This is a genomic window from Pseudomonas sp. AC070, from assembly GCF_979258635.1.
In genome coordinates this window covers 4380234-4405943 of record NZ_OZ409871.1, presented here as the reverse complement: position 1 = coordinate 4405943, position 25710 = coordinate 4380234, and the positions used below count along the sequence as shown (strand labels likewise).

22 protein-coding genes and 1 pseudogene are annotated in these 25710 nt (G+C 61.0%); 5 read left to right on the top strand and 18 right to left on the bottom strand.

Annotation, left to right across the window (positions count from 1 at the left end):
• Nucleotides 1–211 precede the first annotated feature (211 nt).
• The gene (gene osmE, locus ACZZ0Q_RS19705; RefSeq protein WP_122454090.1) at nt 212–550 is read right to left on the bottom strand and encodes an osmotically-inducible lipoprotein OsmE; all 339 of its coding nucleotides are present in this window, start codon (nt 548–550) and stop codon (nt 212–214) included.
• Between the two features lie 117 nt (nt 551–667).
• Between osmE and ACZZ0Q_RS19700 the strand changes: the two genes are divergently transcribed.
• Both ACZZ0Q_RS19700 and ACZZ0Q_RS19695 read left to right on the top strand, forming a co-directional pair.
• Nucleotides 668–1024 carry a hypothetical protein gene (locus ACZZ0Q_RS19700; RefSeq protein ID WP_122493027.1) on the top strand — a complete coding sequence of 119 codons (357 nt, stop codon included), beginning with the start codon at nt 668–670 and terminating at the stop codon, nt 1022–1024.
• Nucleotides 1025–1085: 61 nt separating this feature from the next.
• Complete coding sequence (locus tag ACZZ0Q_RS19695) at nt 1086–1367, top strand: PsiF family protein (RefSeq protein WP_463560869.1); 282 nt, start codon at nt 1086–1088, stop codon at nt 1365–1367.
• Between the two features lie 8 nt (nt 1368–1375).
• On the opposite strand, the gene ACZZ0Q_RS19690 is transcribed toward ACZZ0Q_RS19695, so the two are convergent.
• Nucleotides 1376–1576 carry a hypothetical protein gene (locus tag ACZZ0Q_RS19690; protein ID WP_463541087.1) on the bottom strand — a complete coding sequence of 67 codons (201 nt, stop codon included), beginning with the start codon at nt 1574–1576 and terminating at the stop codon, nt 1376–1378.
• A gap of 118 nt (nt 1577–1694) precedes the next feature.
• Here ACZZ0Q_RS19690 and ACZZ0Q_RS19685 point away from each other — a divergent pair, with 118 nt between their 5' ends.
• Complete coding sequence (locus ACZZ0Q_RS19685; RefSeq protein ID WP_463560868.1) at nt 1695–2165, top strand: GreA/GreB family elongation factor; 471 nt, start codon at nt 1695–1697, stop codon at nt 2163–2165.
• A gap of 348 nt (nt 2166–2513) precedes the next feature.
• Here the strand turns inward: ACZZ0Q_RS19685 and ACZZ0Q_RS19680 are convergent, their stop codons facing one another.
• From ACZZ0Q_RS19680 to ACZZ0Q_RS19605, 16 genes and pseudogenes are all read right to left on the bottom strand, one after another.
• Entirely contained in the window at nt 2514–3779 is a 1266-nt protein-coding gene (locus tag ACZZ0Q_RS19680; protein ID WP_463541088.1) for an Hsp70 family protein, read from the bottom strand.
• 255 nt (nt 3780–4034) lie between these two features.
• Nucleotides 4035–4634: a MarC family protein gene (locus tag ACZZ0Q_RS19675; protein ID WP_463541089.1), complete on the bottom strand. Its 600-nt coding sequence runs from the start codon at nt 4632–4634 to the stop codon at nt 4035–4037.
• Nucleotides 4635–4665: 31 nt separating this feature from the next.
• Nucleotides 4666–7452 carry a hybrid sensor histidine kinase/response regulator gene (locus ACZZ0Q_RS19670; RefSeq protein ID WP_463541090.1) on the bottom strand — a complete coding sequence of 929 codons (2787 nt, stop codon included), beginning with the start codon at nt 7450–7452 and terminating at the stop codon, nt 4666–4668.
• A 125-nt stretch (nt 7453–7577) separates the two neighbouring features.
• Nucleotides 7578–8867: a phosphoribosylamine--glycine ligase gene (gene purD / locus ACZZ0Q_RS19665; protein ID WP_463541091.1), complete on the bottom strand. Its 1290-nt coding sequence runs from the start codon at nt 8865–8867 to the stop codon at nt 7578–7580.
• Between the two features lie 181 nt (nt 8868–9048).
• Nucleotides 9049–10656, bottom strand: coding sequence for a bifunctional phosphoribosylaminoimidazolecarboxamide formyltransferase/IMP cyclohydrolase (gene purH / locus ACZZ0Q_RS19660; RefSeq protein ID WP_463541092.1), 1608 nt, complete (start codon nt 10654–10656; stop codon nt 9049–9051).
• A gap of 82 nt (nt 10657–10738) precedes the next feature.
• Entirely contained in the window at nt 10739–11059 is a 321-nt protein-coding gene (gene fis, locus ACZZ0Q_RS19655; protein ID WP_108098422.1) for a DNA-binding transcriptional regulator Fis, read from the bottom strand.
• Nucleotides 11056–12054 carry a tRNA dihydrouridine synthase DusB gene (gene dusB / locus ACZZ0Q_RS19650; protein WP_463541093.1) on the bottom strand — a complete coding sequence of 333 codons (999 nt, stop codon included), beginning with the start codon at nt 12052–12054 and terminating at the stop codon, nt 11056–11058. The genes fis and dusB overlap by 4 nt, the downstream gene beginning before the upstream one ends.
• Nucleotides 12055–12221: 167 nt before the next feature.
• Nucleotides 12222–13571: a DUF3426 domain-containing protein gene (locus ACZZ0Q_RS19645; RefSeq protein WP_463541094.1), complete on the bottom strand. Its 1350-nt coding sequence runs from the start codon at nt 13569–13571 to the stop codon at nt 12222–12224.
• A gap of 68 nt (nt 13572–13639) precedes the next feature.
• Nucleotides 13640–14518, bottom strand: coding sequence for a 50S ribosomal protein L11 methyltransferase (gene prmA / locus ACZZ0Q_RS19640; RefSeq protein ID WP_463541095.1), 879 nt, complete (start codon nt 14516–14518; stop codon nt 13640–13642).
• A gap of 53 nt (nt 14519–14571) precedes the next feature.
• Nucleotides 14572–15423 carry an EI24 domain-containing protein gene (locus ACZZ0Q_RS19635; RefSeq protein ID WP_463541096.1) on the bottom strand — a complete coding sequence of 284 codons (852 nt, stop codon included), beginning with the start codon at nt 15421–15423 and terminating at the stop codon, nt 14572–14574.
• A 73-nt stretch (nt 15424–15496) separates the two neighbouring features.
• Nucleotides 15497–16840, bottom strand: coding sequence for an acetyl-CoA carboxylase biotin carboxylase subunit (gene accC / locus ACZZ0Q_RS19630; RefSeq protein ID WP_122493015.1), 1344 nt, complete (start codon nt 16838–16840; stop codon nt 15497–15499).
• 17 nt (nt 16841–16857) lie between these two features.
• The gene (accB, locus tag ACZZ0Q_RS19625; RefSeq protein WP_463560866.1) at nt 16858–17316 is read right to left on the bottom strand and encodes an acetyl-CoA carboxylase biotin carboxyl carrier protein; all 459 of its coding nucleotides are present in this window, start codon (nt 17314–17316) and stop codon (nt 16858–16860) included.
• 24 nt (nt 17317–17340) lie between these two features.
• Nucleotides 17341–17784, bottom strand: coding sequence for a type II 3-dehydroquinate dehydratase (gene aroQ / locus ACZZ0Q_RS19620; protein WP_122454105.1), 444 nt, complete (start codon nt 17782–17784; stop codon nt 17341–17343).
• Between the two features lie 128 nt (nt 17785–17912).
• Nucleotides 17913–19700, bottom strand: coding sequence for a protein-disulfide reductase DsbD (locus ACZZ0Q_RS19615; protein ID WP_463541097.1), 1788 nt, complete (start codon nt 19698–19700; stop codon nt 17913–17915).
• A gap of 261 nt (nt 19701–19961) precedes the next feature.
• Nucleotides 19962–20477, bottom strand: a pseudogene (locus ACZZ0Q_RS19610) (methyl-accepting chemotaxis protein); the annotation flags it as partial.
• Nucleotides 20478–22055: 1578 nt separating this feature from the next.
• A complete protein-coding gene (locus ACZZ0Q_RS19605; RefSeq protein WP_463541098.1) occupies nt 22056–23663 on the bottom strand; it encodes a diguanylate cyclase in 1608 nt (535 codons plus the stop codon).
• A gap of 347 nt (nt 23664–24010) precedes the next feature.
• Here ACZZ0Q_RS19605 and ACZZ0Q_RS19600 point away from each other — a divergent pair, with 347 nt between their 5' ends.
• A complete protein-coding gene (locus tag ACZZ0Q_RS19600; protein ID WP_122454109.1) occupies nt 24011–25084 on the top strand; it encodes a DUF2333 family protein in 1074 nt (357 codons plus the stop codon).
• On the top strand, nt 25081–25644 hold the full coding sequence (locus tag ACZZ0Q_RS19595; protein ID WP_463560865.1) for an NUDIX hydrolase: 564 nt from the start codon (nt 25081–25083) through the stop codon (nt 25642–25644). Before ACZZ0Q_RS19600 ends, ACZZ0Q_RS19595 begins: the two co-directional genes overlap by 4 nt.
• Nucleotides 25645–25710: the final 66 nt, after the last annotated feature.

Genomic DNA, 25710 nt, shown 5'->3' with positions numbered 1-25710 from the left:
CTCGCTCCTACAAAAGCCGAAGCATCCGTAGGAGCGAGCTTGCTCGCGAAGCCCTTGATCCAAAAAATATCAGCCGCGCCGAAAATCCAGATCGAGCGAGCTAGAGCAGTGCAAGGCGAAATGTGTTTTTGAAGCGCAGTTGGCCTGTAGCCAATGAGCATTCAAAAACACATTTCAACGCAGCGATGCCGACGCGCAGCCGATCGAAGTCCTACTGAACCCGCTCGTTATGTTCCATTTGCTCGCAGGTCATAAATCCCTTGCCATCAACGCGATCATTGGCATCAAAACTCACGTAATAAACCTGCTTGGCGCCGTCTTTTTCCATCACGTAGTTATTGCAGGTACCCGGGCGCACGGTGCGGTTCAGTTCGGTGGAGGGTGGGCCGCCAACGGTGAGCACTTCCGACTTGGTCATGCCTACATCTACCTGCTTGGCCAGGGGCTCGTTGCGGTAGGTGACGTAGTCGACCGGGTTTTCCACTTTACTGGCGCAACCTGTAACCGCCGCCAGTGCACAGGCAGCCGCGAGGAGTTTGGTCTTGGACATGGTGTCTTTCCTTGTGAGGAGCCGTTGTCGGCTTGCAACTTTTTGAGCCGCCTCGCTGGAACTAAGTTCGAGTTTTTTGCCCCTTAGCTATTCCATAACAAGAACCAAGGACTTCCCATGCGCGCCAACCGCTTACGTTTTCTGTTGCCCCTGCTGGGCGCCCTGTTGCTCAACGCCTGCTCCGAAACGCCGGAGCCTGCCAGCTTCGTCAACCGGGTGTGGAGCGTCAGCGAATCGACCACCGTGAGCAAAGGCATGCTTTACGTGTTTCTATCCGACGGCACTCTGGTGCTGGCCTCGGCGGGGAACAAGCCGGCGTTTGGCCAATGGCAGCAAGACGGCACCGACTTGGTGATGATCGAAGAAGGGCAGCGCTATAAAACCGAAGTGCTGATGGCCACCAAAGACATCCTGCAATTGCGTCAATTCAACCCCGGCGAGCCGGTGGAAATGACCCTGGTGCCCGCCAACTGAGCAAAGTGCCCGGCAGTGGCTACGCTCAAGCGCAGCGTGCTTCCAACCCAGGAGAACTGCCATGCACCGTCTCGCCACTGCCTTGTTGCTGTTGTCTGCCCTGAATGCGTCGGCCTTCGCCACCACCCCGCAAGAGCGGATGAAAACCTGCAACGCCGACGCCACCACCAAAGCGCTTAAAGGTGATGAACGCAAAGCCTTTATGAGCACCTGCCTCAAAGCCGAGGCCAAGCCCACCACGCCGCAGGAACGGATGAAAACCTGCAACGCCGACGCCACCACCAAAACGCTGAAAGGCGACGAGCGCAAAGCCTTTATGAGCGAGTGCTTGAAGAAAAAATAAGCCGCTGATTACTGCTCGGTCGCTTGCTTCAGCCGTTCGTTATTGACGGCGTTGGCGGCATCGATCTGTTTTTGCATGTCTTTCATCTGCTGTTGGGCCTGCTGCGCCTGTTTGGCTTGCAGTTCGGCCGTGGCGGCGGTTTCGCCGAGGCCGCAGGCACTGAGCAGGGTGGCGCACACGATGACGGCCGACGCTTTGAAAAGGGACATGCTGCACTCCAACGAGGTGGGCCGAAGCCGGTGGGTGGACTCTAGCAAAAGGCGTTTATAAACACTGCGCGGGACGACACAATGGCGGCCGGCTGATCCCACACAAGTTGCTTTTTCCATGACCAAAACCGACCTGCACCGCCTGTTCATCGAGCGGCTTTTGGCCGATCTGCACAATGCGCAGTTAGCGTTGCAAACCGCCCACGAAGCGGCCACCCACGAAGAAAACGTCGCCGAAAACAAATACGACACGCTCGGGTTGGAAGCGGGCTACCTGGCCCACGGTCAGGCGCGGCGGGTGGCGGAAATCGAACAAGCATTAATCGCCTTCCGCGCCCTGCCGCTGCGCGAATTCAACGCCGAAAGCGGCATTCAACTCAGCGCGCTGGTGCTCCTCGAAACTGACGCTGGCCAGCAGCGCCGCCTGTACCTGGTGCCTGATGGCGCCGGGCTGAAAGTGCAGACGGATGAAGGCGAAGTAATGAGCATCACCCCCCAATCACCCATGGGCAAAAGCCTGCTCGGCAAGGTGGCGGGGGAGGTGGTTGTGGTGAATGGGCAGGAGTCGGAGATTGTGGACGTCAGCTGAACCGCGATTTTGTAGGAGCGGCTTTAGCCGCGATTCCTGGAAACCTCGTTTGCAGGCCCGGCCAATCGAGGCTGAAGCCTCTCCTACAAGAATCAAAAGCGCTTAGTCGAAGGGTTACAGGTGGACTCTATTCTGTGGGAGCGGCTTTAGCCGCGATTCCTGGAAACCTCGTTTGCAGGCCTGACCAATCGAGGCTGAAGCCTCTCCTACAGAGATCAAAAACGCTTAGCCGAAGGGGTGCAGGTGGAATCTGATCTGTGGGAGCGGCTTTAGCCGCGATTCCTGGAAACCTCGTTTGCAGGCCCGGCCAATCGAGGCTGAAGCCTCTCCTACGAGAATCAAAAGCGCTTAGCCGTAGCGTTTTTTGGCTTCGATTGCCAGGCCGCTGCCGATGCTTCCGAACGTATCCCCTTCGGCATGCCGAGCATTCGGCAACAACCGCTGAATATTTCCCCGCAGCGCCGGAATGCCGCTGGAGCCGCCGGTGAAAAACACCGTGTCGATGTCTTCGGTGCTCACGCCCGCATCAGCCAACAGCTGCAACACGCTGCCATTCACTTTGCCCAGCAGCACGTCGATGGACTCGTCGAACAGCTCGCGATTCAGCTCTGCCACCAACCCAGGCTCGATGCGTTCCAGGGAAATATTGCGGCTGTCCATTTCGGTCAGTTCGATTTTGCTTTGCTCAACTTGCATCGCCAGCCAATGCCCGGCGCGCTGTTCGATGAGTTTGAAGAAGCGGTCCAGGCCGTCGGTGTCCAGCGCGTCGTAGCGCATGTTCTTCAACGCGTTTTGCGCTTGCTGGGAATACACGGCGTTGATGGTGTGCCAGGTCACCATGTTCAGGTGGTGACTGGTGGGCATATACGCCTGGTTTTTCATGCGGCTGCCGTAGCCGAACAGCGGCATTACGCCGGCCAGGCTCAGCTGTTTGTCGAAGTCGGTACCGCCGATGTGCACACCGCCGGTAGCTAGGATGTCGCTTTGCCGTTCGGCCACCATGTGCCGTTCCGGCGCCAGACGAATGAGGGAGAAGTCCGACGTACCGCCGCCGATGTCGACGATCAGCACCAGCTCTTCGCGGCTCAGCGTGCTTTCGTAATCGAAGGCAGCGGCAATGGGTTCGAACTGGAACGACACGTCGCTGAAACCGAGCTTTTTCGCCACGGCGACCAAGGTGTCTTCGGCTTCTTTGTCGGCTTTTTCGTCGTCGTCAACGAAGAACACTGGACGGCCCAGCACCACCTGCTCAAACGGCCGACCCGCCACCGCTTCGGCGCGGGTTTTCAGCTCGCCGATGAAATAGCCGAGGATGTCCTTGAACGGCAGGCTGCTGCCCAGCACGGCGGTTTCGCTTTTCAGCAATTTGGAACCCAGCAGGCTTTTCAGCGAGCGCATCAGGCGGCCTTCGTAGCCTTCCAGATACTCGTGCAGCGCCTGGCGGCCATACACAGGGCGACGTTCCTCGAAGTTGAAAAACACCACCGACGGCAGGGTGATTTTTCCGTCTTCCAGCACAATCAACGATTCCTCGCCGGGGCGCAGCCAGCCGACGGTGGAGTTGGACGTGCCGAAATCGATGCCACAGGCACGAGCAGGTTGCGTGTTGGTCATGGTCGGTTCCGGGTGCAAAAACGGCCGCGCAGTTTACGCGAAGGTGTGGGGGGATGCGCGGCAAACGATGAAAGGGTTCTGCCGCTTGTCTCCCCTCGCCCGTTTACGGGAGAGGGGCCGGGGGAGAGGGCAGCGGTCCTGCGTTTGCCTGAGTAGGCGCGGTGTTAACGCGCGGTGGAGTTGTCTGCCGGCGATCGTGCGAGCAGTCACCCTCTCCCCCGCCCCTCTCCCAGAGGGAGAGGGGAGACAAACCCGTTACGGGGTGATCAGGTAACCCTTAATTCCGGTAAAAATAATTTGCGCGGCCAGCGCACACACGAACAGGCCCATCAGCCGGCCAATAATCTCCAGCCCCTGATCGCCCAGAATCCGTTCGAATTTATCGCTGAGGTACAGCACCAACCCCACAGTCACGCTGGCGAGAAAAATCGCTACCAGCGCCACCAGTTTGCTGTCCCAGTGCGGCTGGCCCGCGCCCATCACCAGCATCGCACCGATGGTGCCGGGGCCGACGGTGAGGGGAATGGTGAGCGGCACGATGGTCACGTCTTGCTGCTGGTTGTCGCTCTGTATCACCGGGCGACCTTGGGCCATGCCCAACGCAGAGATAAACAGCACGCTGCCGGCGCCGATGCGGAAGGCGTCGATGGTGATGCCGAACACGGTAAAAATACTTTGCCCGAACAGGTACAACACGCTGCTCGCCACCACCACGCCGGTGGCCACTTTCCAAGCCAGGCGCTTGCGTTCTTTCACCGTGTAACCACGGGTCATGCCGATAAAAACCGACAGCACGAAGAACGGGCTGTAGAGCACCAGCATCTTCAGATACAGGCTGAACAAGGTGGACAACATCGGCAGGCTCGCAGGCAAAGGGAGAGAAACGTTAGTGGGGCAACGCCGGGTCGGATTCGTTCTGACGGCGGGCGTCGCGTTCGGCTACCCAGTGCTCCACCAGCTCACGCAGGTTCGACAGCTCTACCGGTTTGGCCATGTGGCCGTCCATGCCGACCTGCCGCGCACGCTCTTTGTGTTCAGACAAAATATGCGCCGTCAGCGCCACCACCGGGGTGCGCTGGCGTTGCTCCCGGGCTTCCCAGGCACGCAGTTGTTCGGTGGCAGAAAAGCCGTCCATCACCGGCATTTCGCAATCCATCAGCACCAGGTCGTATTGCTGCGCTTTCATGGCGCTGAGAGCTTCTTCGCCGTTGCTGGCCGTGTCCGGTTGCAGGTTGAGTTTGCCCAACATGCCGCGGATTACTTTGGTGGAGATGGTGTTGTCTTCGGCCACCAGAATGCGGAAGTCCTCGGGGAATTCCTGCGGCGCGGGCATCGGCGCGTAGCTGCGCGGTTCCAGGCCCGGTTTGCGCTGGGCCAGTTCGTCGGCCAGGGTCGTTTTCAGGGTGTAGCCGGCCACCGGTTTGGCCAGGATGCGTTTGATGCCAGCGTTGCGTGCGATGATTTTGCTCGGCGCGTTGCTGATTCCGGTGAGCATGATCAGCAGCACGTCGTGGTTTAGGCTCGGGTCTTCTTTGATTTTGGCTGCCAGCTGCATGCCGGTCATGCCGGGCATTTCCTGGTCGAGCAGCACCACGTCGAAGTACTCACGGATGTTGGCTTTGGTGCGCAGCAACGCCAGCGCTTCCTTGCCAGACGGCACGGCGCTCACGGTCAGGCCCCAGGCGCTGCACTGTTGCAGCAGCACTTTGCGGCAGGTTTCGTTGTCGTCCACCACCAGCAAGCGCGCGCCTTGCAGCGGGCCGTCGAGGTCGGCGGTGGGGTTTTCCAGGCGCTCGGCGTCCAGGGGCAGGGTTAGCCACAAGGTGTTGCCCTGGTTGCCGCCGCTTTGGATGCCAAAGGTGCCGTTCATCAACCGCACCAATTGGCGGGCGATGATCAGGCCCAGGCGGGCGCCAACGCCGGTGGCGGCGAGGAAGTCTTTGCTGTGCAGCTCGGCGTTGAGCAGGGCGTCGCGCTCGTCGCTTTCCAGCGAGCGGCCGCTATCTTGCACGGCGATGCGTAGGCGCGGTTCGTCGGCGCTGCTGTCCACGGCCACCACCAACAGAATTTCGCCTTCGTCGGTTTGTTTAAAGGCGTTGTCCAGCAGGCTCAGCAGGGTTTGGCGCAGGCGCGTTGGATCGCCGCTGACCACACGCGGCACTTGCGGCTGCATAAAGCTGATGAGCTCGACCTTTTGCTGTTCGGCTTTGGCGCGGAAGATGTCGAGGCAGTCGTCGATCAGGGCGTTGAGGTCGAACTGCACATCGTCCAGCTCGATCTGCCCGGACTCCAGCTTGGATATGTCGAGAATCTCGTTGATCAGCGTGAGCAGTTCATTGCCCGAGCTGTGGATGGTTTGCACGTAGTCGCGCTGTTTGGTCGACAGCTGGGTGCCGAGCAGCAACTCGGTCATGCCCAACACGCCATTCATGGGCGTGCGAATTTCGTGGCTGATCTTGGCCAAAAACTCGGCCTTTGCGCGCAGCTCGGCCGAACTCGCTGCTTGTTCGCGGCTGTAGGTGAAGTGTTCCTGCTGCAAGCGCAGCTGCCGTTCGGCCAGGGCCAGGCTCTGCAGAAAACCGCTGACCGCGGCGAAACACAGCAGGTTGAAGGCGAGCCAGTCGGAGTCGTATGACCAATAACCGAACAGCGAGGGCAGGGCGCCGACAAACGCCAGGTTGAAGATCAACTGCGCCAGGGTGAACAGGCGCGCCGGTTTGTAGCCGTGCATCCAGTGATACGCCGCTACGGCCATTACGCTCAGGCTGCTGATGGCGGCGAACAGATACACCACACGGTTGAACTGCACGTGGCTGGCGGCCAGCAACAGCAGAATGAGCAGACCGATGGCCGCGCACTCGGCCAGCAGCAAGCGTCGCCAAACCGCAACGGGCTGCACGCGCTGGAAGAAGTTGAGGGTGAACGCCAGGCTGCAAAGAATCGCCAGCAGAATCGAGATATTCCCCGCCTGCACCTGCAAGCCTGGCCAGCCCACCAGCCACGAGGCGTTGATGCCGAGCAGCGTACTGGTGGTGCCCAGCAGGCTCAGTTGCGCCAATGCCAGCCACAAACTGCTGCGAATGCGCGTGTAGGCAAAGCGCACCAGGTTGTAAAGCAGCAGCAAGCCAAACGCGGCGAGCAACATGCCGTAAAACAGCGCGCGGCTGTCATCGGCGGCGAAGGCGCTGGTGTCGTCAATGCTGATGGCCGGGCGCAGCGCGTGGCTGCTGGACAGGCGCAGGTAAATGTCGAGGGTGTCGTTGCTCACCGGCAGGGGTAATAGAAAGTCGCGGCTTGGCAGGGGGCGTTCGGCCAGCGGCGTCTGGCTGCCGGTGCGCGTGCTGGCAAGCACTTCGTCGCCGCGCAGCACGTAGAGATCAAGGTGGCCGAGGTAAGGGGCGAATACCCGCAGCAGGCGTTCGCGGTCTTTGCCGGGCAAGCGCGTGTGCAGCCACTGCGCGACATTGCCGCCAGGGGTGACCAGTTGCTGGATGTCGATGGGGGAAAAACGGCTGGCGCTGCTATTGGCGCGGATGTCGTTGAGTTGCAGGCTAGCGTCGCTGTCCAGCAGCGCAGACCATTGGCCTTGCTCCGCTGCCAGCGCCGGCAGTGGTGAAAGCGCAGCCAGTAGCAGGCTGGCAACAAGTCCTATGGCAATCCTGAGCCCGCGCACAATGAAATCCCTTCAGCTTTAAGTGGTCGGATTATAGCCAACCTGGCTTGGCCGGTAATACGCAAAAGGCAGCTCAATGAGCTGCCTTTCGTGCGTAATTGCCGACTAATTGGGTAATTAATTCGTCAATCTTCACCGCGTTCACGAGCGATGGCGCGATAACCGATGTCGGTGCGGTAGAAACAGCCGTCCCAGTCGATTTTTTTCGCCAGCTCGTAGGCATGTGCCTGCGCAGCGCCAACGCTTTCGCCGAGCGCGGTTGCGCACAACACGCGGCCCCCTGCGGTCACCACCTTGCCGTCTTCGAGCGTCGTGCCGGCATGGAACACCTTGCCTTGCTCCGACACCGCGTCGGCCAAGCCATTGATGGCCACGCCTTTGGCGTAGTCGCCCGGATAACCGCCAGCGGCCAGTACCACGCCCAGGCTCGGACGCGGGTCCCATTGCGCTTCGATCTTATCCAGCGCTTCGGCCAGTGCGCCTTCAATCAGCAGCACCAGGCTCGACTGCAAACGCAGCATGATCGGCTGGGTTTCCGGGTCGCCGAAGCGGCAGTTGAATTCGATGACTTTCGGCTTGCCGGCCTTGTCGATCATCAAACCGGCGTACAGGAAGCCGGTGTACACGTTGCCTTCGGCAGCCATGCCACGCACGGTGGGCCAGATCACTTCGTCCATGGCGCGCTGATGCACCTCGGCGGTGACCACTGGCGCCGGCGAGTAAGCGCCCATGCCGCCGGTGTTCGGGCCGGTGTCGGCATCGCCTACGCGTTTGTGGTCCTGGCTGGTGGCCATTGGCAGCACGTTCTTGCCGTCGACCATGACGATAAAGCTGGCTTCTTCGCCTTCCAGGAATTCTTCGATCACTACACGCGAACCGGCGTCGCCAAAGGCGTTGCCGGCGAGCATGTCGCGTACGGCGTCTTCGGCTTCTTCCAGCGTCATGGCCACGATCACGCCTTTGCCGGCGGCCAGGCCGTCGGCCTTGATCACGATCGGCGCGCCTTTTTCACGCAGGTAAGCCAGGGCTGGCTCTACTTCGGTGAAGTTCTGGTACTCGGCAGTCGGAATGTTGTGACGGGCGAGGAAGTCTTTGGTGAACGCTTTCGAACCTTCCAACTGCGCCGCGCCAGCGGTCGGGCCGAAGCAGCGCAGGTTGCGGCTGCGGAACAGATCGACCACGCCCTTCACCAGCGGCGCTTCCGGGCCAACGATGGTCAGGCTGACATTCTTCTCAGCGAAATCCGCCAATTGCTCCAGCGCCAATACGTCGATGGCCACGTTTTCGCACTTGGCTTCGGTGGCAGTGCCTGCGTTGCCGGGGGCAACGAATACTTTTTCCACACGCGGATCTTGTGCGACTTTCCACGCCAGGGCGTGTTCACGACCGCCACTGCCAATGATCAAAACATTCATGGTGCAAGCCTCTGTGGGGCGCCGAAGCGCCGGGCTAAAAAATCAGCGACGCCTATCGAGGGTGTGATGGCGTAGGTAGATGCAAGGCGGATTGGGCTTTTGCGAGCGGAGTTGCCGCCTGGCAATGAGCATCGCAAAAGTCCAGTCCAACGCAGCAGATGCCTGCGTCAGCGCAGCCGTCTTAATGTCTAAAGTGGCGCATGCCGGTGAACACCATGGCGATGCCGGCTTCATCGGCCGCTGCAATCACTTCGTTATCGCGCATCGAACCGCCTGGCTGGATAACGGCGGTGATACCGTTTTTCGCCGCGTTATCAATGCCATCGCGGAACGGGAAAAACGCGTCGGAGGCCATCACCGCACCCTGCACTTGCAAGCCAGCGTGTTCGGCTTTGATGGCAGCAATACGGGCGGAGTTAACGCGGCTCATCTGGCCGGCGCCGACACCGATGGTCTGGCGGTTCTTGGCGTAGATGATGGCGTTGGATTTCACGTACTTGGCCACTTTCCAGGCGAAGATCAGGTCGTGAATTTCCTGCTCGGTCGGGGCGCGCTGGGTAACCACTTTCAGGTCGTCGGCGGTGATCATGCCGATGTCGCGGCTCTGTACCAGCAGGCCACCGTTAACACGTTTGTAGTCCCAGGCAGCGGCGCGCTCGGCGTCCCACTGACCGCAGGCCAGCAGGCGCACGTTGGCTTTGGCGGCGACCACTTCACGGGCCTCGGCGCTTACGCTTGGGGCAATGATCACTTCCACGAACTGGCGGTCGACGATGGCTTTGGCGGTCGCTGCGTCCAGCTCACGGTTGAAGGCGATGATGCCGCCGAAGGCCGATTCTGTGTCGGTGGCGTAGGCCAGTTCGTAGGCCTGGCGAATGCCGCCTTCGCTGTCCAGCGCCACGGCCACGCCGCATGGGTTGGCGTGTTTGACGATTACGCAGGCCGGTTTCACGAAGCTCTTCACGCATTCCAGCGCGGCGTCGGTATCGGCCACGTTGTTGAACGACAGCTCTTTGCCTTGCAGTTGGGTGGCGGTGGCCACGCTGACTTCGGCTGGCTTGGCTTCCACGTAGAACGCCGCGCTTTGGTGCGGGTTCTCGCCGTAGCGCATTTCCTGAGCCTTGATGAACTGGCTGTTGAAAGTGCGCGGAAATTCGCTGCGGTCGGAGGTCGACAGGGTTTCAGCGGCCTGGTTAACGGTGCCCATGTAGTTGGCAATCATGCCGTCATAGGCAGCAGTGTGCTCGAAGGCTTTGAGCATCAGGTCGAAGCGCTGTGCGTAGGTCAGGCCGCCGGCTTTGAGGTTTTCCAGAACGTTGGCGTAGTCGCTGGCATTCACCACGATGGCCACGTCTTTATGGTTTTTCGCCGCCGAGCGGACCATGGTCGGGCCGCCGATGTCGATGTTCTCGATGGCGGTCGGCAGGTCGCAGCCGGGCTGGGAAATGGTCGCTTCGAAGGGGTAGAGATTGACCGCCACCAGGTCGATCGGCTTGATGCCGTGCTCGGCCATGACGGCATCGTCGGTGCCGCGACGGCCCAGGATGCCACCGTGGATTTTCGGGTGCAGGGTTTTAACCCGGCCATCCATCATTTCCGCGAAGCCGGTGTAGTCGGCGACTTCGACAGCAGCTACGCCGTTGTCCTTGAGCAGTTTGAAGGTGCCGCCGGTGGACAGAATTTCCACGCCAAGGGCGGACAGCTCCCGGGCAAACTCGAGGATGCCGGTCTTGTCGGAAACGCTGATCAAGGCACGGCGAACGGGTAGGCGGGTGGTTTGGTCGGTCATCTCAGTTTCCATCTAAAGCGAAGAAATCAGCAAAAAAGGGCGGCTGTTTGATCAGTCCGCCCTTTTTCGTATGAATGCATGCTTACAGCAGGTCGTACTGCTTGAGCTTTTTACGCAATGTTCCGCGGTTCAGCCCCAGCAGTTCGGAAGCCTTGGTCTGGTTGCCCTTGACGTAATTCATCACGGTTTCCAGCAGCGGTGCTTCGACTTCGGAAAGCACCAGGTTGTAGACATCACACACATCTTGCCCATCGAGGTGGGCGAAGTAGTTGTGCAGCGCCTTTTCCACATTGCCGCGCAAGGTCTGGCCTTCGTCGCTGGGTGTGTTGAGGTGCTGTTTCAAATTGACGTTATCGGTCACGGGTGCAATTCCACTCACTAAAGTCTCAGTCATCATCGTCATGCGGCCACCTCTTCTCCATCGTTGTGACGCTCGGCGAAGAACTGCCGAACGCTGGCGCATTGCACGTCCGTGTTTTCCAGACGATTGAATTGGGCGCGAAACTCCCTGGCGCCCGGCAGGGTGGAGAGGTACCAGCCGACGTGCTTGCGCGCGATTCGCGGGCCCATCACGTCACCATAGAAACTGTGCAGTTCGGCCAGATGCTCTAGCAGAATGCGTTCCACCTCGTACAACGTTGGCGCCGGCAGGTGAGTGCCTGTGCGCAGGTAATGCTCGATCTCGCGAAAGATCCATGGCCGGCCCTGAGCAGCGCGACCAATCAACAAACCATCGGCGCCGGTGCTGTCGAGCACCTCACGGGCCTTTTCTGGCGAGGTGATATCGCCATTGGCGAACACCGGAATCGAGACCGCCTGTTTGATCGCGGCGATGGTCTCGTACTCGGCCTCACCGGTGTACAGATCGGCGCGGGTGCGACCATGAACGGCCAGGGCGGTGATGCCGGATGCTTCGGCAATGCGCGCAACGGTGATGCCATTTTTGTTGTCGCGGTCCCAACCGGTGCGAATTTTCAGGGTTACCGGTACGTCTACCGCGGCAACCACTGCCTGCAAAATCGCACTCACCAACGCTTCGTCTTTTAGCAGCGCCGACCCCGCTGCCTTGTTGCACACCTTCTTGGCTGGGCAACCCATATTGATGTCGATAATTTGCGCGCCCAGCTCCACGTTCGCCCGTGCGGCATCAGCCAGCATTTGCGGGTCGCCACCGGCGATCTGCACCGAGCGCGGCTCGGGGTCGTCGGCGTGAATCAAGCGCAAACTGGATTTGCGCGTGTTCCACAGGCTCATGTCGCTGGTCACCATCTCCGATACCACCATGCCAGCTCCGAGGCGCCTGCACAGCTGGCGAAACGGGCGATCAGTGACGCCCGCCATCGGGGCGAGGATCAACTGATTGGGCAATGTGTATGGGCCGATGCGTACCGCCGACATGGGGCTTCCCTGCTGAGAAAGGCGGATCTGAGACTACGAAAAAGGGTGGGCATGATACCCGCTCTCGATGACTGGATAAAGGCTGTTTTGGATAAATTATGAACAGTTTTGGCCGGTCAAAAAGTCGCGCAGCGAACGCCAAAATGGCAAAAATGTCGTGTGGAAAACTACTCGGGTGAGTGAAAACTCAAGCTGTAATTCACGGCTTTATTGCCTGGATCGAGAATATCCAGAGAGATGTGAATCGGCGTTTGCGGTGGCATTTCGGCCTGGCCCGCCAACTCGCCCGCGAGGTATTCGCTGGGTTTGAAGCGACGACTGGCAAGCAGTTGACCGTTAAGGTCGGCGAAGCGAATTTCCAGCAGCGGGAACGGCTGAGCGAACGCGGCGCGGTTGTAGATAATCGCGTCCACCACCAGTGCACCGTTGAAGTCCGGGTGGCTGCGTACCACCAGGTTGCTGCTCTTGATCAGGCTGATTTCAACCTTCGACGGCAGGGTGCAACCGATGTTCGGACACATGGCTTCGAACCACGGGCGGTACTGGTCCTGACGGGCCAATTCGTCGAAGTGGTAGGCCACATATTGGGTGGTCAGAGCAGCGGCGCCGATCAGGTTGAGCAAGCCCCAGCCGATCCAGCGGCCCCATGGTTTGCGCTGTTCTTGCCAGTCCAGTTGCAGCGGGTCGTCGGCCAGGTGGAACAGGCTCTCGTCGCGCAACGCAGGTTCGGCGCGGCTGGGCTTGTTGAGGTTTTTAACGGCCGCAAAGTTATCGCGCTCGTGCTCGTGCTCGCGGTCTTCGTCTTCATCGACGGCGCGGTCCAGCTCACGATCAGCCGTGAGGCGGAAGGCCGGGTCGAGGTCGTCGTCTTCATCGTCGATACGACCGTTGCCGAGCGCCGGTTCGTCTTCGATTGGCTCTGGCGCCACAACCGGCGCAGCGGGCGCTACCGGCTTGGCACGGAACACCGGAGGCGGCGGCGCCAGGCTTGGCGCAGGCGGCTCGATGCCGTCGTTAGCCGGGCGCGGTGCGGTTTCTTTGCGCAGCAGGGCTTCGGCCCAGCCTTCATCGTGCTGGTCGTGGATGCGATCCGGCGCTTTGAGGAAATCGTCTTTCGGCTTATTGGCGGCGGCAGGTGCCAGCGACAAAAACTCTTGGGACAGCTGAAATTCCTGCTGCTCCAGCTTGGCCAGCTCTTCGTCGAGGCTGTCCAGGTCGAGGTCGTCGTGAATCCACAACGTTTCGCTGGTGGCTTTGCCGGCCGTTGGAATAGCAGCCGCCGGCTGCACGGGAGCCGGAGCCGGAGCTGGCGCGGCCGCAGTTTTAACCGGCTGCACAGCGACAGGCGCCGGCGCTTTTGGCTGTAGCGGGTTGTCGTCGAGAATCTGCTGCGCGGCATTGAATACATGCAAACACGCCCCGCAACGCACAGCGCCATGCGCGGCACCCAGCTGCGCGCTGCTAACGCGAAAGCTGGTGCGGCAATGTGGGCATTGGGTGACGAAGCTGGCGGTCATGCAGTATTCCGAGGGTGCGCAAAACAAAACGGGGGCTAGTTTAACTCAAGGTTCGCAGCAGGCGAGCCTCAGCGGCGGCGGCCACTGATGCGCACCCAACCATCTTTCTCGGCCGTGGGGTCGAGCTCGAACGCATCGGCGTAGGCGGCGCGAACTTCCTCGGCTTGTTCCGCGAGAATGCCCGACAGGGCCAGACGGCCACCTGGCTGCACGAGGGCGGTAATCTGCCCCGCGAGTTGGACCAGTGGACCGGCCAGAATGTTCGCCACTACCACTTCGGCTGGCTTGCGCGGCAAGTCCTCCGGCAGGTAGAGCGGGAACAGCGCCGGGTCAATGCCGTTGCGCCCGGCGTTGTCGCGCGAGGCCTCGAGCGCTTGCGGGTCGATGTCGGTGCCTACGGCATGCTTGGCGCCCAGCAGCAGGGCGGCGATGGCGAGAATGCCCGAGCCGCAGCCGAAATCCAGCACCTCAACGCCTTGCATATCCTGGCCATCCAGCCATTCCAGGCACAGCGCCGTGGTCGGGTGAGTGCCCGTGCCAAAGGCCAGGCCCGGATCAAGCAGCAGGTTTACGGCGTCCGGCTCTGGCGCGGCGTGCCAGCTCGGCACAATCCACAGGCGCTGGCCGAAACGCATCGGCTGGAAGTTATCCATCCAGCTGCGTTCCCAATCCTGGTCTTCAATGCGCTCGACCTGATGGTCCGGCAGCGTGCCGCCGGTGAGCAGGGTCAGGTGCGCGAGCAGGTTGGCTTCGTCGACGTCCGCCTCGAACAACGCCAGCAAGTGCGTGCGCGACCACAGCGGGGTGGTACCCAGGTCCGGCTCGTAAATCGGCTGGTCTTCGGCGTCCATAAAGGTCACCGACACGGCGCCGACCGAGAGCAGCGCGTCTTCGTAGGTTTCTGCCTGTTCCGGGCTGATGGAGAGACGGACTTGTAACCACGGCATAACAACAACCTCGAAGCGATACGTAAGAAGACTGGACTTTAGACGACGGGCGTTTAACAGGGCGGCAAGCTTACTTGACGTGCCGACGCCGCACCAGCCGGGCTTTGCGTGCGATGTAGCCCACGGTAGCCCAGGTGGCAAGCACCGCCCGCGAGCAGTGCCGGCAACAACAGATTGAGCACCGGCACCAGCGCGATCAGAAAAATCAGCAAGCCGTACGCCAGAATTGCGCCGCGTCGATCGGCGAGCGCGCCCAACTGTTCGTTCGACGTCGCCAGACTGGAAAATGCCGCCGGAATTAGAAAACGCACGTTCAAGTACGCCAGCAGCCCCACCAGCAATACGCCATTGAGCAGGGGAATCAGCAGACAAACCAGCGTGCCCAGCGTAATGCCAAGCCACGGGCCGAGCACATAACGCACGCCGTGCAGCAAGTTGCTGTCGCGCTCGGCGCGCTGTTGCAACTGCGGATAATGACGAATACAGCGCTCGCGCACCTTGCCCATCAGCACCCAGCGCAGCGCAAGGCGAATGGTCGCGACGATGGCCACGGTATACAGCAGCACGAACAAGATCAGCGCCAACGCCGCGACATACATCACCAGCATCGCCAGCGGCCCGGCCATGCCGCCCATACTGCCACCGCCGCCGCCACTCAAACTCGGCAAAAAGCCCAGCACAACGCCGCCGTAAATGATGAACAAGGACAGGGCACCACAGGCCATGCCGATCTGCTCGTAGTACTCGAAAAACACCCACGTCCACAGCCCGAACGCCAGGGCGCACAGGCCCGCCGAGCGCAACAGAATGCCAGGGCGCAGGCTGTCGCGAAGGGCGAGGCCCAGGCACTTAAACGCTTCGGCAAAGGCGGCGAGGGTGTTGTCGGCGGCGGCTTTGAGGCCCATGAATCATGTCCTTATGAAACGAGAAAAGGCCGCGGGAAGCGGCCTTTCTCTAGAGATGCATCTGGAACGCGGTTTAATGAATACCGAGTTTCTTCTCAAGGTAGTGAATGTTTACGCCACCTTTGCAGAAACCCTTATCCCGGACCAAATCACGGTGCAGCGGGATATTGGTCTTGATCCCATCGACCACAATCTCGTCCAGCGCATTGCGCATGCGCGCCATGGCTTCGTCACGGGTCGCCCCGTAGGTGATCAGCTTGCCGATCAACGAGTCATAGTTCGGCGGAACGCTGTAGCCGCTGTACAGGTGCGAATCCACGCGCACGCCATTGCCGCCAGGGGCATGGAAGTGCTTAACCTTGCCGGGGCTCGGCATAAAGGTCGACGGGTCTTCGGCGTTGATGCGGCATTCCAGGGCGTGCCCACGGATGACCACATCTTCCTGCTTGATCGTCAACTTGTTGCCAGCGGCGATGCTGAGCATCTCCTTGACGATGTCGATGCCGGTGACCATTTCCGATACCGGATGCTCCACCTGAACGCGGGTGTTCATCTCGATAAAGTAGAAACGGCCATTTTCGTACAGGAACTCGAAGGTGCCGGCGCCACGGTAGCCAATGTCGATACAGGCTTTAACGCAACGGGCGAACACTTCCTGGCGAGCGGTTTCGTCGATGCCCGGAGCCGGCGCTTCTTCCAATACCTTCTGGTGGCGGCGCTGCAGGGAGCAGTCGCGGTCACCCAGGTGAATGGCGTTGCCCTGGCCGTCGGAGAGCACCTGCACTTCCACGTGACGTGGGTTGGTGAGGAATTTTTCCAGATAGACCATCGGGTTGCCGAACGCTGCACCGGCTTCAGTGCGGGTCAGCTTGGCCGATTTGATCAGGTCGTCTTCGTCGTGAACCACGCGCATACCACGACCACCACCGCCGCCAGCGGCTTTGATGATCACGGGATAGCCGACTTCACGGCCGATACGCAGTGCAGTTTCTTCGTCTTCCGGCAGCGGGCCGTCGGAGCCCGGAACGGTCGGAACGCCAGCGGCGATCATCGCGTGCTTGGCCGAAACCTTGTCGCCCATCAGGCGAATGGTGTCGGCTTTCGGGCCGATGAAGGCAAAACCGGATTTCTCGACCTGCTCGGCAAAATCGGCGTTTTCCGCGAGGAAGCCGTAGCCGGGGTGAATGGCGGTAGCGCCGGTCACTTCGGCGGCGGCGATGATCGCCGGAATATGCAGGTAGGATTTGTTAGCGGGGCCAGGACCGATGCACACCGTCTCGTCTGCCAGGCCCAGGTGCATCAATTCACGGTCGGCGGTGGAGTACACCGCGACGGTCTTGATGCCCAGTTCCTTGCAAGCGCGCAGGATGCGCAAGGCAATTTCGCCGCGGTTGGCGATCAGCACTTTTTCCAACATCGCAGGCTCTCCGCGGTTCAAACGATGGTGAACAGCGGTTGGTCGTACTCAACCGGCTGGCCGTTTTCCACCAAGATGGATTCGATGACGCCGCTGGTTTCAGCTTCGATGTGGTTCATCATTTTCATGGCTTCGACGATGCACAGAATGTCGCCTTTCTTCACGCTCTGGCCCACTTCAACGAAGGCTGGCGAGGTTGGCGCCGGGGTGCGGTAGAAGGTGCCGACCATTGGCGAGCGAACCACGTTGCCATTGAGCTTGGCGGCAACCGGTGCGGCGTCTGCCACTGCAGCGGCAGGGGCAACGGGTGCAGCAGCTGGAGCGGGGGCGGCGAACATTTGTGGGGCGGGGGCGTATTGCGGCTGTTTGCCATGACGGCTGATGCGTACGGACTCTTCGCCCTCACGAATCTCCAGCTCATCGATGCCGGATTCTTCCAGCAGCTCGATCAATTTCTTAACTTTACGAATATCCATAAAAAGCAACTCCCAAGGAAAAGGTCAGGGGCGTTCAAGTTGTTCCAGGGCAGCCTCCAGGGCCAGCCGGTAACCGCTGGCGCCAAGGCCGCAGATCACACCTACAGCAACATCCGAAAAGTAGGAGTGATGGCGGAAAGGTTCGCGCTTGTGCACGTTTGACAGGTGCACTTCGATGAATGGGATGCTCACCGCTAGCAACGCGTCACGTAATGCGACACTTGTGTGCGTAAAAGCTGCGGGATTGATAAGAATGAAGTCCACCGCCTCGTTGCGAGCCGCGTGAATACGCTCGATCAGCTCGTACTCGGCATTGCTCTGCAAGTACATCAGGTGGTGACCGGCGTCGCGGGCGCGGCGCTCAAGGTCGAGGTTGATCTGTTCCAGCGTGGTGGCGCCATAGACGCCTGGTTCGCGTGTGCCCAACAAATTCAGATTGGGGCCATGCAGCACCAGCAAGGTGGCCATGTGGAGTTTTCCTTATTGTTTTGCCATTCAACGCTGCGCCGGACTATGCCGCAGGCGGATTGGGCATGTCCAGTTCTACGCAGTACCAAGCACGATAGCAGCAGATTGCTGCAAATATATGCAGCTCGTCAGCGCGCGGCGGCAGTGCGCAGGCGTTCGGCGAATTGCGCCGCATCAATCTCGCCTACGACACGGATATCAGCCCATTCGTCACCGTTAGGTGCGAAAAACAAAATGGCGGGCGGGCCGAACAGCTTGTAGCGGTTGAGTAGGGTGCGTTGTTCTTCGGTGCTGTCGGTGATATCGAAACGAACAAGACGATAGCGCCCCAACTGGCTGGTCACTTCCGGCGCGTGCAGCACTTCGCGTTCGATCACTTTGCAGCTGATGCACCAATCGGCATACCAATCGAGCAGCAAGGGTTGATTCGCCGCTTTGGCCGCAGCGAGTGCAGCGTCCAGCTCGGAAGGCGTTTTCACCGTCTGCCAGGTTGTGACAACGGGTGCAGCGCCGGTAGTGGCGACCGTTTGCGAGGCTCTGCCCAACGGGCGCAGCGGATCGCTTTCGCCCTGCATCGCACCGATCCACGCGCTCACGCCATACACCAACAACACCAGGCCGAGCAGTTGCGCCAGCCGAGCGCGCGGCGCTTTGTAGGTGAACTCCAGCGCGCCGAGGAACAGCGCCACGCCAACGGCCAACAGCCCCCACAACGCCAGCGCCAGGCTTGGCGGCAGCACGCGTTCGAGCATCCACACCGACACCGCGAGCAGCAACACGCCGAAGGCGTTGCGCACCGTCACCATCCAGTTGCCGCCTTTGGGCAGCAAGGTGCCGCCGCCGACCGCAAACAGCACCAGCGGCGCGCCCATGCCGAGGCCCAAGGCGAACAGTTTCAAGCCGCCGCCCAGCGCATCGCCACTGGCGCTTATATAAAGAAGCGCGCCTGCGAGCGGCGCCGATACACACGGCGACACCAACAAGCTCGACACCACCCCCAGCAGCGCGGCGCCCCATAACGACCCGCCTTTGGCATTGCCGGCCATGCGGTCCAGCGGCTCGCTGATAAAGCGCGGGAGGCGCAACTCGAATACGCCAAACATGGCCAGGGCGAACACGCCGAAGAACAACGCAAAGGGCACCAGCACCCAGGCAGATTGCAACCGCGCCTGCAAATTCAGCTCGGCGCCGAACACGCCCATCAGCGCGCCCAGCACGGCGAAACAGGCGGCCATGGGCAGCACGTAGGCCAGCGACAAGCTCAAGCCGCGCAGGCCGCCAATCTGTCCGCGCAGCACCACCCCCGAGAGAATCGGCAGCATCGGCAGCACGCACGGGGTAAAGGTCAGGCCCAGGCCTGCGACGAAAAACAGCAGCAGCTCATGCCAGCTCCAGCCGGGTGTTGGCACGGTTGCCGCGGCGCTGCCTGGTGCGGCTGCGTTTAGCGGTGCGGCCTCGCCATCCAGCTCCAACCGTTCGGTTTCCGGCGGATAGCAAAGGCCTTTATCCGCGCAGCCTTGGTAGGTCACGAACAAGGTGTAAGGCAGGTTGTAGCTGTTCTTCAGCGGCAGATCGACATCGAGAATGCCGTGGTACACCTCAACGTCGCCGAAATACTCGTCGTGCTTTTTCTCGCCGGGCGGCAGCTGCGCGGGGCCGTTGCCGACGTCGGCCGGCTCGATTCGAAATTGGAAACGGTGGCGGTACAGGTAGTAGCCGTCAGTGGCGACGAAGCGCAGCGTGACTTTGTCCGCCGTGTTCTGCACCACACTCAGCTTGAACGCCTCGCGCACCGGCAGGAAATCAGCGCTGTTATTCAGCGGCGCGCCGAGGGTAGCGCTGGGGCGGTTGTCCAGAAGACTGGCGCTGACCGGCAGGGCGAGCAACAGCAAAAACAGGCTGAGCAGGCGGCGCATGGAAATCTCACTGCAAAGAAAGTGCGCGCAATCATAGCGGAAAGCGTTGGCGCGTGGCCTTGGGTGAATCGACACGGGGAATTACTGGGTGGGTCGACTGCACTGCCATCCGTACTAGCCGGCATTAACTCCGCAAGCATAGTCAAATCCGACACGCTGGATCCCCGCCTGCGCGAGGACGACGGTGGTCTGGTCAAAACACTCCGTCATCCCCACGTAGCCGGCGGTCCGACGATCCAGAATTGCGTACGCGACGCTCACCTAAACCCGAAACCGCTGCACCGCCGTATGCAACTGCCCACCCAACGCCTGCAACTGCTCCCCCTGATTACGCCCATGCCCAATGCGCTCAAGGTTACTGCCACCCAATTGATGAATTCGCTCGCTATGCCCACGAATCTCGCTCACCGCGCCGCTCTGTTGCGCGGTGGCGTCGGCGATGCGTTCGGCCATGGTGGCGATGGTGCGGATGGCGGTGACGATTTCATCCAGCGCGCCGTCCGCCGCTTCGGCCTGGCTGGCGGTGGCTTCGGCATGCCCCACTTGCGCACGCATCGCTTCCAGCGAGTGCCCGGCGGCCTGCTGCAAGCGGCCGATCAGTTGCTGAATTTCCCCCGTGGCGCCGGCCGTGCGCTGGGCCAGCGAGCGCACTTCTTCGGCCACCACGGCAAACCCGCGCCCGCTTTCGCCGGCCCGCGCGGCTTCGATTGCGGCGTTCAACGCCAGCAAGTTGGTTTGCTCGGCAATCGAGCGAATCACCGTCAATACGCTGCCAATGGTGGCGGTTTCTTCGGCGAGCCGTTCAATTGCCTGGGCGTTGCCTTGCACCTCGGTGACCAGCATGTGCATGCCGGTCAGGCTCTGGCCGATTACGGTTTGCCCTTGCTCCAGCGCCCGGCCGGCTTCGCGACTGGCGTCTGCGGCCTGGCTGGCATCGCCGGCGACTTGCTGAATGGTCGACTCCAAATCACCCAGCGCATCGCGAATCTGCTCGGTATCACCGGCCTGGCGTTCGGCGCCGCTGTGCAAACCATTGCTCAGTTCGGCCAGCGCCCGACTGCTGCCGGCCACTTGTTCGGCGTGCTGGCGAATGGTGCCTACCAAATCGACCAAATAAGCGCGAAGGCGATTGAGCGACTCTTCAATGTCGCGCAGCTCGCGTGTTTTCGAGTCCAGCACAATGCCGTCAGCAAAGTTGCCTTGGGCCCAGGCCGACAGCGACGGCGCCAGGCGGCTCAATACGGTGCTGAGGCGCCGCTGGATACGGTCTATGACCAGCGCAATCAGCAGAATCAAACCGATCATGGCCCCCTGCAGCACGCGCACTTGCAGCTGGATGCGGCCGTATTCCGCGCGCACCGCAGGCGCCACGGCGTCCAGCGCTTGCTGGGTGGCGGCGAGCGTGTCGCGGGTTTTGCTCATCAGCGCGCCACGGTTTTTGATCAGCTCACGGGTGCGCGCCAATTCGGCCGGGTAGCGTTTGATCAGGCTGACCAGGTCGCGCTTGAGGGCAATGCCGCGGTCCTCGGCTTGAGTGGCGCTGATGTCCGAGGCAATGCCCATCATCGCTGCGAAGTCATCGGCAGCGGAGTTGCTGGCATCGGCCACGCCCAACAGCGGCAGCGCTTGCAGGGCGTCGGCTTGCTGGCTGAGCACTGTCACTTCGCGCTCTACGTCGCCGGCCAGTTCGTCGCGGCCGCTGCTCACCAGCTTGCCGCGCGCGTGGCTCAGGCGCGTGAGGTGCACGGCGGCGTTGAACAGCGGCGCGCGGTAGGCAGCGCTAGCGTCGGCCGGTGCGCTGTCGGCATAGGCACTGAGTTGTTCCAACGCGCCGGAAATTTCCCGCTCGGCTTGCAGCAACAGCCCTTGCGGGTCGCCGGCCAGTTTGCCCGCCGCCAGCAGTTCGGTGCCAGTGAAGCGCTGCAAATCACTGAGGCTGGGACGCAGATTGGCTGCCAGTTCGTCTGGCAGCGCGTCGGTGGCTTGTTGCAGGGCGTCGATGGCCTGGCTGGCGCTGCTGTGGCGCAGGGCATCGCCGCTGCCGAGGTAGTCCTGAATATTGGTCGCCACTTCAGTTTGGAAGCGCTGCGACAAACTCAGGTACTGCTCCATTAACTGATAGGGCCGTTCCAGCGCGCGCTGCGACCACCACAGCGTGGCGCCCAGCGCCAGGCAAACGGCAACGAGCAGGGCGGTGTTGAGGTTGGTTAGTTGCTTCAGGCGCATAGGGAGGACTCGACCGATAACCCATGGCGTCAAAACGCCATGACTGGCTGTAAAGTCCTGAATTTATTGCTCTTTCATTGCAAGTTGATGACAGCGTGACGGGCGTCACGCTTTTTCCTGAGCCGGTTGTCAGCTTTTGAAAATGTCGACTCGATTGCGGCCGCCGTGCTTGGCCGCATACAGCGCTTGGTCGGCACGTTTGGACAGCTCGTTGCTGTCCACATCGTCGATCAGTTGAGCGATGCCGCAACTGAAGGTGCAGGACAAATCCTGCGGCGAGGCGGGGTAGTGAATTTCCGCGAAGCGCTGACGAATGCCGTCGAGCACTTTCGCGGCAGTCTCGGCGTCGGTATTGGGCAGCACCACGGCGAATTCTTCGCCGCCATAACGGCCGATATGATCGGTTTTGCGCAGACGCTGTTTGAGGAACAGGGCCAGGCTTTTGATCACGCGGTCGCCCATGGGGTGGCCGTATACGTCGTTCACTTTTTTGAAGTGATCGATGTCGAGCATGGCAAACGTCACCGGCTGGTTGTCGCGGCGCGCGCGAATGCGGGTGTCGTCTAGCAACTGCAAAATATGGGTGTGGTTGTATAGGCCGGTGAGGCTGTCGCGGACCATGCGCGATTTCAGGTTGCGCGCTCGTTCAGCGCGGTTGCGCACGGTGGCAATCAGGTGTCGCGGCTTGATCGGCTTGGTGAGGAAATCGTCGCCGCCTTCGCTCATCGCATCGAGCTGTTTGTCCAGGTCGTCTTCGGCGGACAAATAGATAATTGGCACGCTGACGTAACGGTCGTTGTGGCGAATCACCTGCGCCAGCTCGGTGCCGTTGCACTCGGGCATGTACATGTCGAGGATGATCAGGTCCGGCTGGAACTCGGCCAGCACGCTCATGGTTTTGATCGGATCGGTCAGCGTGTGGGTGATGATGCCGGCGCTGTTGAGCACGCGTTCGGTGTGCGTGGCTTGGGCGCGGGAGTCGTCGATGACCAGCACGCGGAAGGGCTCGTATTGGCTCACATGGGTGAGCACTTCAATGCGCTCCAGCAAGGTGGAGGCATCCAGGCTGCCGGTGAAGAATTCTTGCCCGCCGGCACGCACGGCGGCGAGGCGGGTAGGGGTGTCGGTTTCTTCTTCGCTATAAAAAAGCAGCGGCAGTTTTTGCTCGAGGTCTTGCTGAATTTCGTTGGCCAACTCCAAGCCCTGGCCGGGGCCGGCGAAGTCGACTTCCATAAGAATGGCGGCCGGGTGGCGTTCGCGCATGGCCGCGCGGAAGGCGCTGACGCTGCCGAACGATTGCGCGCTCAGGCCAAAGAATTCCAGCTGCTGAGCCAAGCGCTCGGCGCGCTCGCGATCCTGCAAACCGACATAAACGGGTTTGCGCAGCGGCGGCAGGAAAGTTTGTTCGTATTGATCGCCATGGCGCAGCCCGGTGCGCGACAAGCGCTGCATCAATTGATTGAGTTCGGTGATCAGCGCGCTATTCAGGCGGCCTTTGTTGGCGCCGCTGGCTTCCAGGCATTGGCCTATGCTGCGGGCCAGTTGCGCATGGTCTTCTTGCCCAAAACGCTCGGCATAACGCAGCAAGCGCAGGTTGGCTTCGGCCAGTTCCGTGTCGTTCCATTCGCGCTCTTGCAGTCGCTGCCACACTTCCAGCACTTGCCGCGCCTGGTGAATTACGCGCTGGGCAAAGTGATGCTTGAGGCGGTCACTGCTGAGATCTTCTTGCTCGGACATGGCCGGACGTCTTCTGTGATACGGCGGTGCCGCGGGGGCGGCTCGAATGGTGGCGCTATGCTACCAGTGGCACTCTTACAGGCTAGTACCGTCGATCATTTGACGCCAGTCGTACATCGATTCTTTGACGGGCGGCAGAAACGTCTGATCGGTGACAAACCTGTTACACAACCGGCGCTAAGTTTGCGTCGGCGCCCTGCGCATCCGCAAGCGGTTCCCTTATAGTGCCCGGCGGACCGCAATAGAACAGTGCCCCGCCGCGCACTCCGAGAAAGAGGCGCCAATCAGGCGGCACCCTCTGTAGAGGCTGTGGTCGAACTGCTGACTTCGATTGAAAGGACAAAGCCATGTTGAATTGGAAGAACCGCGCAAGCACCGTGCGCGACGGCGTCGGTAACTCGGTAGACGGCGCTCGCAGCTATTTCGGCGGCCTTTGGGTGAGTCGCGCACTGGGCACCTTGCTGGCGCTGTATTTAATAGTGGCAGGCCTTATCGGCTGGTGGTGGAGCCAAGAACCCGGTTTGTTTCAGGTTCAGCAAAACGCTCAACAGGCGGCCCAGCAAGCCAATCGCCAACTGGTCAGCGGTTACACCACGGTCGAAACCCTGAAGAAAGTGGTGTCGACCTTGCTCGATAAACCGGGCGGCTACCTTTCAAACGACCTCGCACCGCCCGGCCTGTGGCTCGACAACATGCCGAGCTTCGAATACGGCGCGCTGGTGCAGGTGCGTGACCTTTCCCGCGCGCTGCGTAAAGACTTCGCCCGCTCGCAAACCCAGTCCACCGAAGACCCGGATCTGGCCAAGGCCGAGCCGCGTTTCAACTTCGACAACAAAAGCTGGGCGCTGCCGGCCTCCGAAGCCGAATACCGCGAGGGCATCAAATCACTCGACCGTTACCTGGCGCGTCTGGCCGATCCAAACCAGCCGAGCGCGCAGTTCTATACCCGCGCCGACAACCTCAATAACTGGCTGGGCGACACCGCCACGCGCCTGGGTTCGCTGTCGCAACGCTTGTCTGCCAGCGTCGGTCAGGTTCGCCTGAACAGCGGCACCAAGGAACCGGTGCAAACCGTGACCGCTGGCGACGTGCCGGCCGTGCGCGAGGAAGTGTACGAAACGCCGTGGATGCAGATCGACAACGTGTTCTACGAAGCTCGTGGCCAGGCCTGGGCGCTGTCGCACATCTTGCGGGCCATTGAAGTGGACTTCGCCGACGTGCTGGCGAAAAAGAACGCCACCGTCAGCGTGCGTCAGATCATTCGCGAACTGGAAGCCTGTCAGGAACCGCTGTGGAGCCCCATGGTGCTCAACGGCAGCGGCTACGGCATTCTCGCCAACCACTCGCTGGTGATGGCCAACTACATCTCCCGCGCCAACGCCGCCATCATCGACCTGCGCCAATTGCTGAGCCAAGGTTGATGGCCGAGCTGTCTGCCAACGAGGTGGCCCATCGGGCCGCCTCCGACGCCGAGCACATCGCGTGGGTTGATGAAGCCGACAAAGAACTGGGCAGCCTGCCGCGCGCTGAACTGCGCGAGCGTGGGCTGATCGGGCGCGGCACCTTTATATTGCTGTTCAACTCGGCCGGCGAACTGTGCATTCACCGTCGCACCCTGAGCAAAGCGGTGTGCCCCGGTTACTGGGACGTCGCTGCAGGCGGCATGGTGCAGCAGGGCGAAAGCTACGCCGAGTCGGCCGCCCGCGAGCTGGAAGAGGAGCTGGGCATCGGCGGCGTTACCCTTCACGAGCACGGTCGATTCTTCTTCGATCAACCGGACAATCGCCTCTGGGGCGCGGTGTTTTCCGCCGTATCCGACGCGCCGTTGCGCCTGCAACCAGAGGAGGTGCTCGAAGCCCGTTTTGTCACCATCGAAGCCGCGCTAGCCGCCACGCAAAACCTGCCGTTCTGCCCCGATTCCCTCGAAGCCTTCAAACGTTATTTACGCAGCGGCGCCGCAGGTCGCGAATTCAGCGTTTAATGGCGCAAATTGGCTATTAGCAACAGCGAAAATTATCGGTACACTGCGCCGCCTTTCAAGCCTGAG

What these genes read in the sequence shown, in the direction of transcription:
- osmE (WP_122454090.1), bottom strand. Translation starts at nt 550, where the DNA reads ATGTCCAAGACCAAACTCCTCGCGGCTGCCTGTGCACTGGCGGCGGTT.
- ACZZ0Q_RS19700 (WP_122493027.1), top strand. Translation starts at nt 668, where the DNA reads ATGCGCGCCAACCGCTTACGTTTTCTGTTGCCCCTGCTGGGCGCCCTG.
- ACZZ0Q_RS19695 (WP_463560869.1), top strand. Translation starts at nt 1,086, where the DNA reads ATGCACCGTCTCGCCACTGCCTTGTTGCTGTTGTCTGCCCTGAATGCG.
- ACZZ0Q_RS19690 (WP_463541087.1), bottom strand. Translation starts at nt 1,576, where the DNA reads ATGTCCCTTTTCAAAGCGTCGGCCGTCATCGTGTGCGCCACCCTGCTC.
- ACZZ0Q_RS19685 (WP_463560868.1), top strand. Translation starts at nt 1,695, where the DNA reads ATGACCAAAACCGACCTGCACCGCCTGTTCATCGAGCGGCTTTTGGCC.
- ACZZ0Q_RS19680 (WP_463541088.1), bottom strand. Translation starts at nt 3,779, where the DNA reads ATGACCAACACGCAACCTGCTCGTGCCTGTGGCATCGATTTCGGCACG.
- ACZZ0Q_RS19675 (WP_463541089.1), bottom strand. Translation starts at nt 4,634, where the DNA reads ATGTTGTCCACCTTGTTCAGCCTGTATCTGAAGATGCTGGTGCTCTAC.
- purD (WP_463541091.1), bottom strand. Translation starts at nt 8,867, where the DNA reads ATGAATGTTTTGATCATTGGCAGTGGCGGTCGTGAACACGCCCTGGCG.
- purH (WP_463541092.1), bottom strand. Translation starts at nt 10,656, where the DNA reads ATGACCGACCAAACCACCCGCCTACCCGTTCGCCGTGCCTTGATCAGC.
- fis (WP_108098422.1), bottom strand. Translation starts at nt 11,059, where the DNA reads ATGACGATGATGACTGAGACTTTAGTGAGTGGAATTGCACCCGTGACC.
- dusB (WP_463541093.1), bottom strand. Translation starts at nt 12,054, where the DNA reads ATGTCGGCGGTACGCATCGGCCCATACACATTGCCCAATCAGTTGATC.
- ACZZ0Q_RS19645 (WP_463541094.1), bottom strand. Translation starts at nt 13,571, where the DNA reads ATGACCGCCAGCTTCGTCACCCAATGCCCACATTGCCGCACCAGCTTT.
- prmA (WP_463541095.1), bottom strand. Translation starts at nt 14,518, where the DNA reads ATGCCGTGGTTACAAGTCCGTCTCTCCATCAGCCCGGAACAGGCAGAA.
- ACZZ0Q_RS19635 (WP_463541096.1), bottom strand. Translation starts at nt 15,423, where the DNA reads ATGGGCCTCAAAGCCGCCGCCGACAACACCCTCGCCGCCTTTGCCGAA.
- accC (WP_122493015.1), bottom strand. Translation starts at nt 16,840, where the DNA reads ATGTTGGAAAAAGTGCTGATCGCCAACCGCGGCGAAATTGCCTTGCGC.
- accB (WP_463560866.1), bottom strand. Translation starts at nt 17,316, where the DNA reads ATGGATATTCGTAAAGTTAAGAAATTGATCGAGCTGCTGGAAGAATCC.
- aroQ (WP_122454105.1), bottom strand. Translation starts at nt 17,784, where the DNA reads ATGGCCACCTTGCTGGTGCTGCATGGCCCCAATCTGAATTTGTTGGGC.
- ACZZ0Q_RS19615 (WP_463541097.1), bottom strand. Translation starts at nt 19,700, where the DNA reads ATGCGCCGCCTGCTCAGCCTGTTTTTGCTGTTGCTCGCCCTGCCGGTC.
- ACZZ0Q_RS19605 (WP_463541098.1), bottom strand. Translation starts at nt 23,663, where the DNA reads ATGTCCGAGCAAGAAGATCTCAGCAGTGACCGCCTCAAGCATCACTTT.
- ACZZ0Q_RS19600 (WP_122454109.1), top strand. Translation starts at nt 24,011, where the DNA reads ATGTTGAATTGGAAGAACCGCGCAAGCACCGTGCGCGACGGCGTCGGT.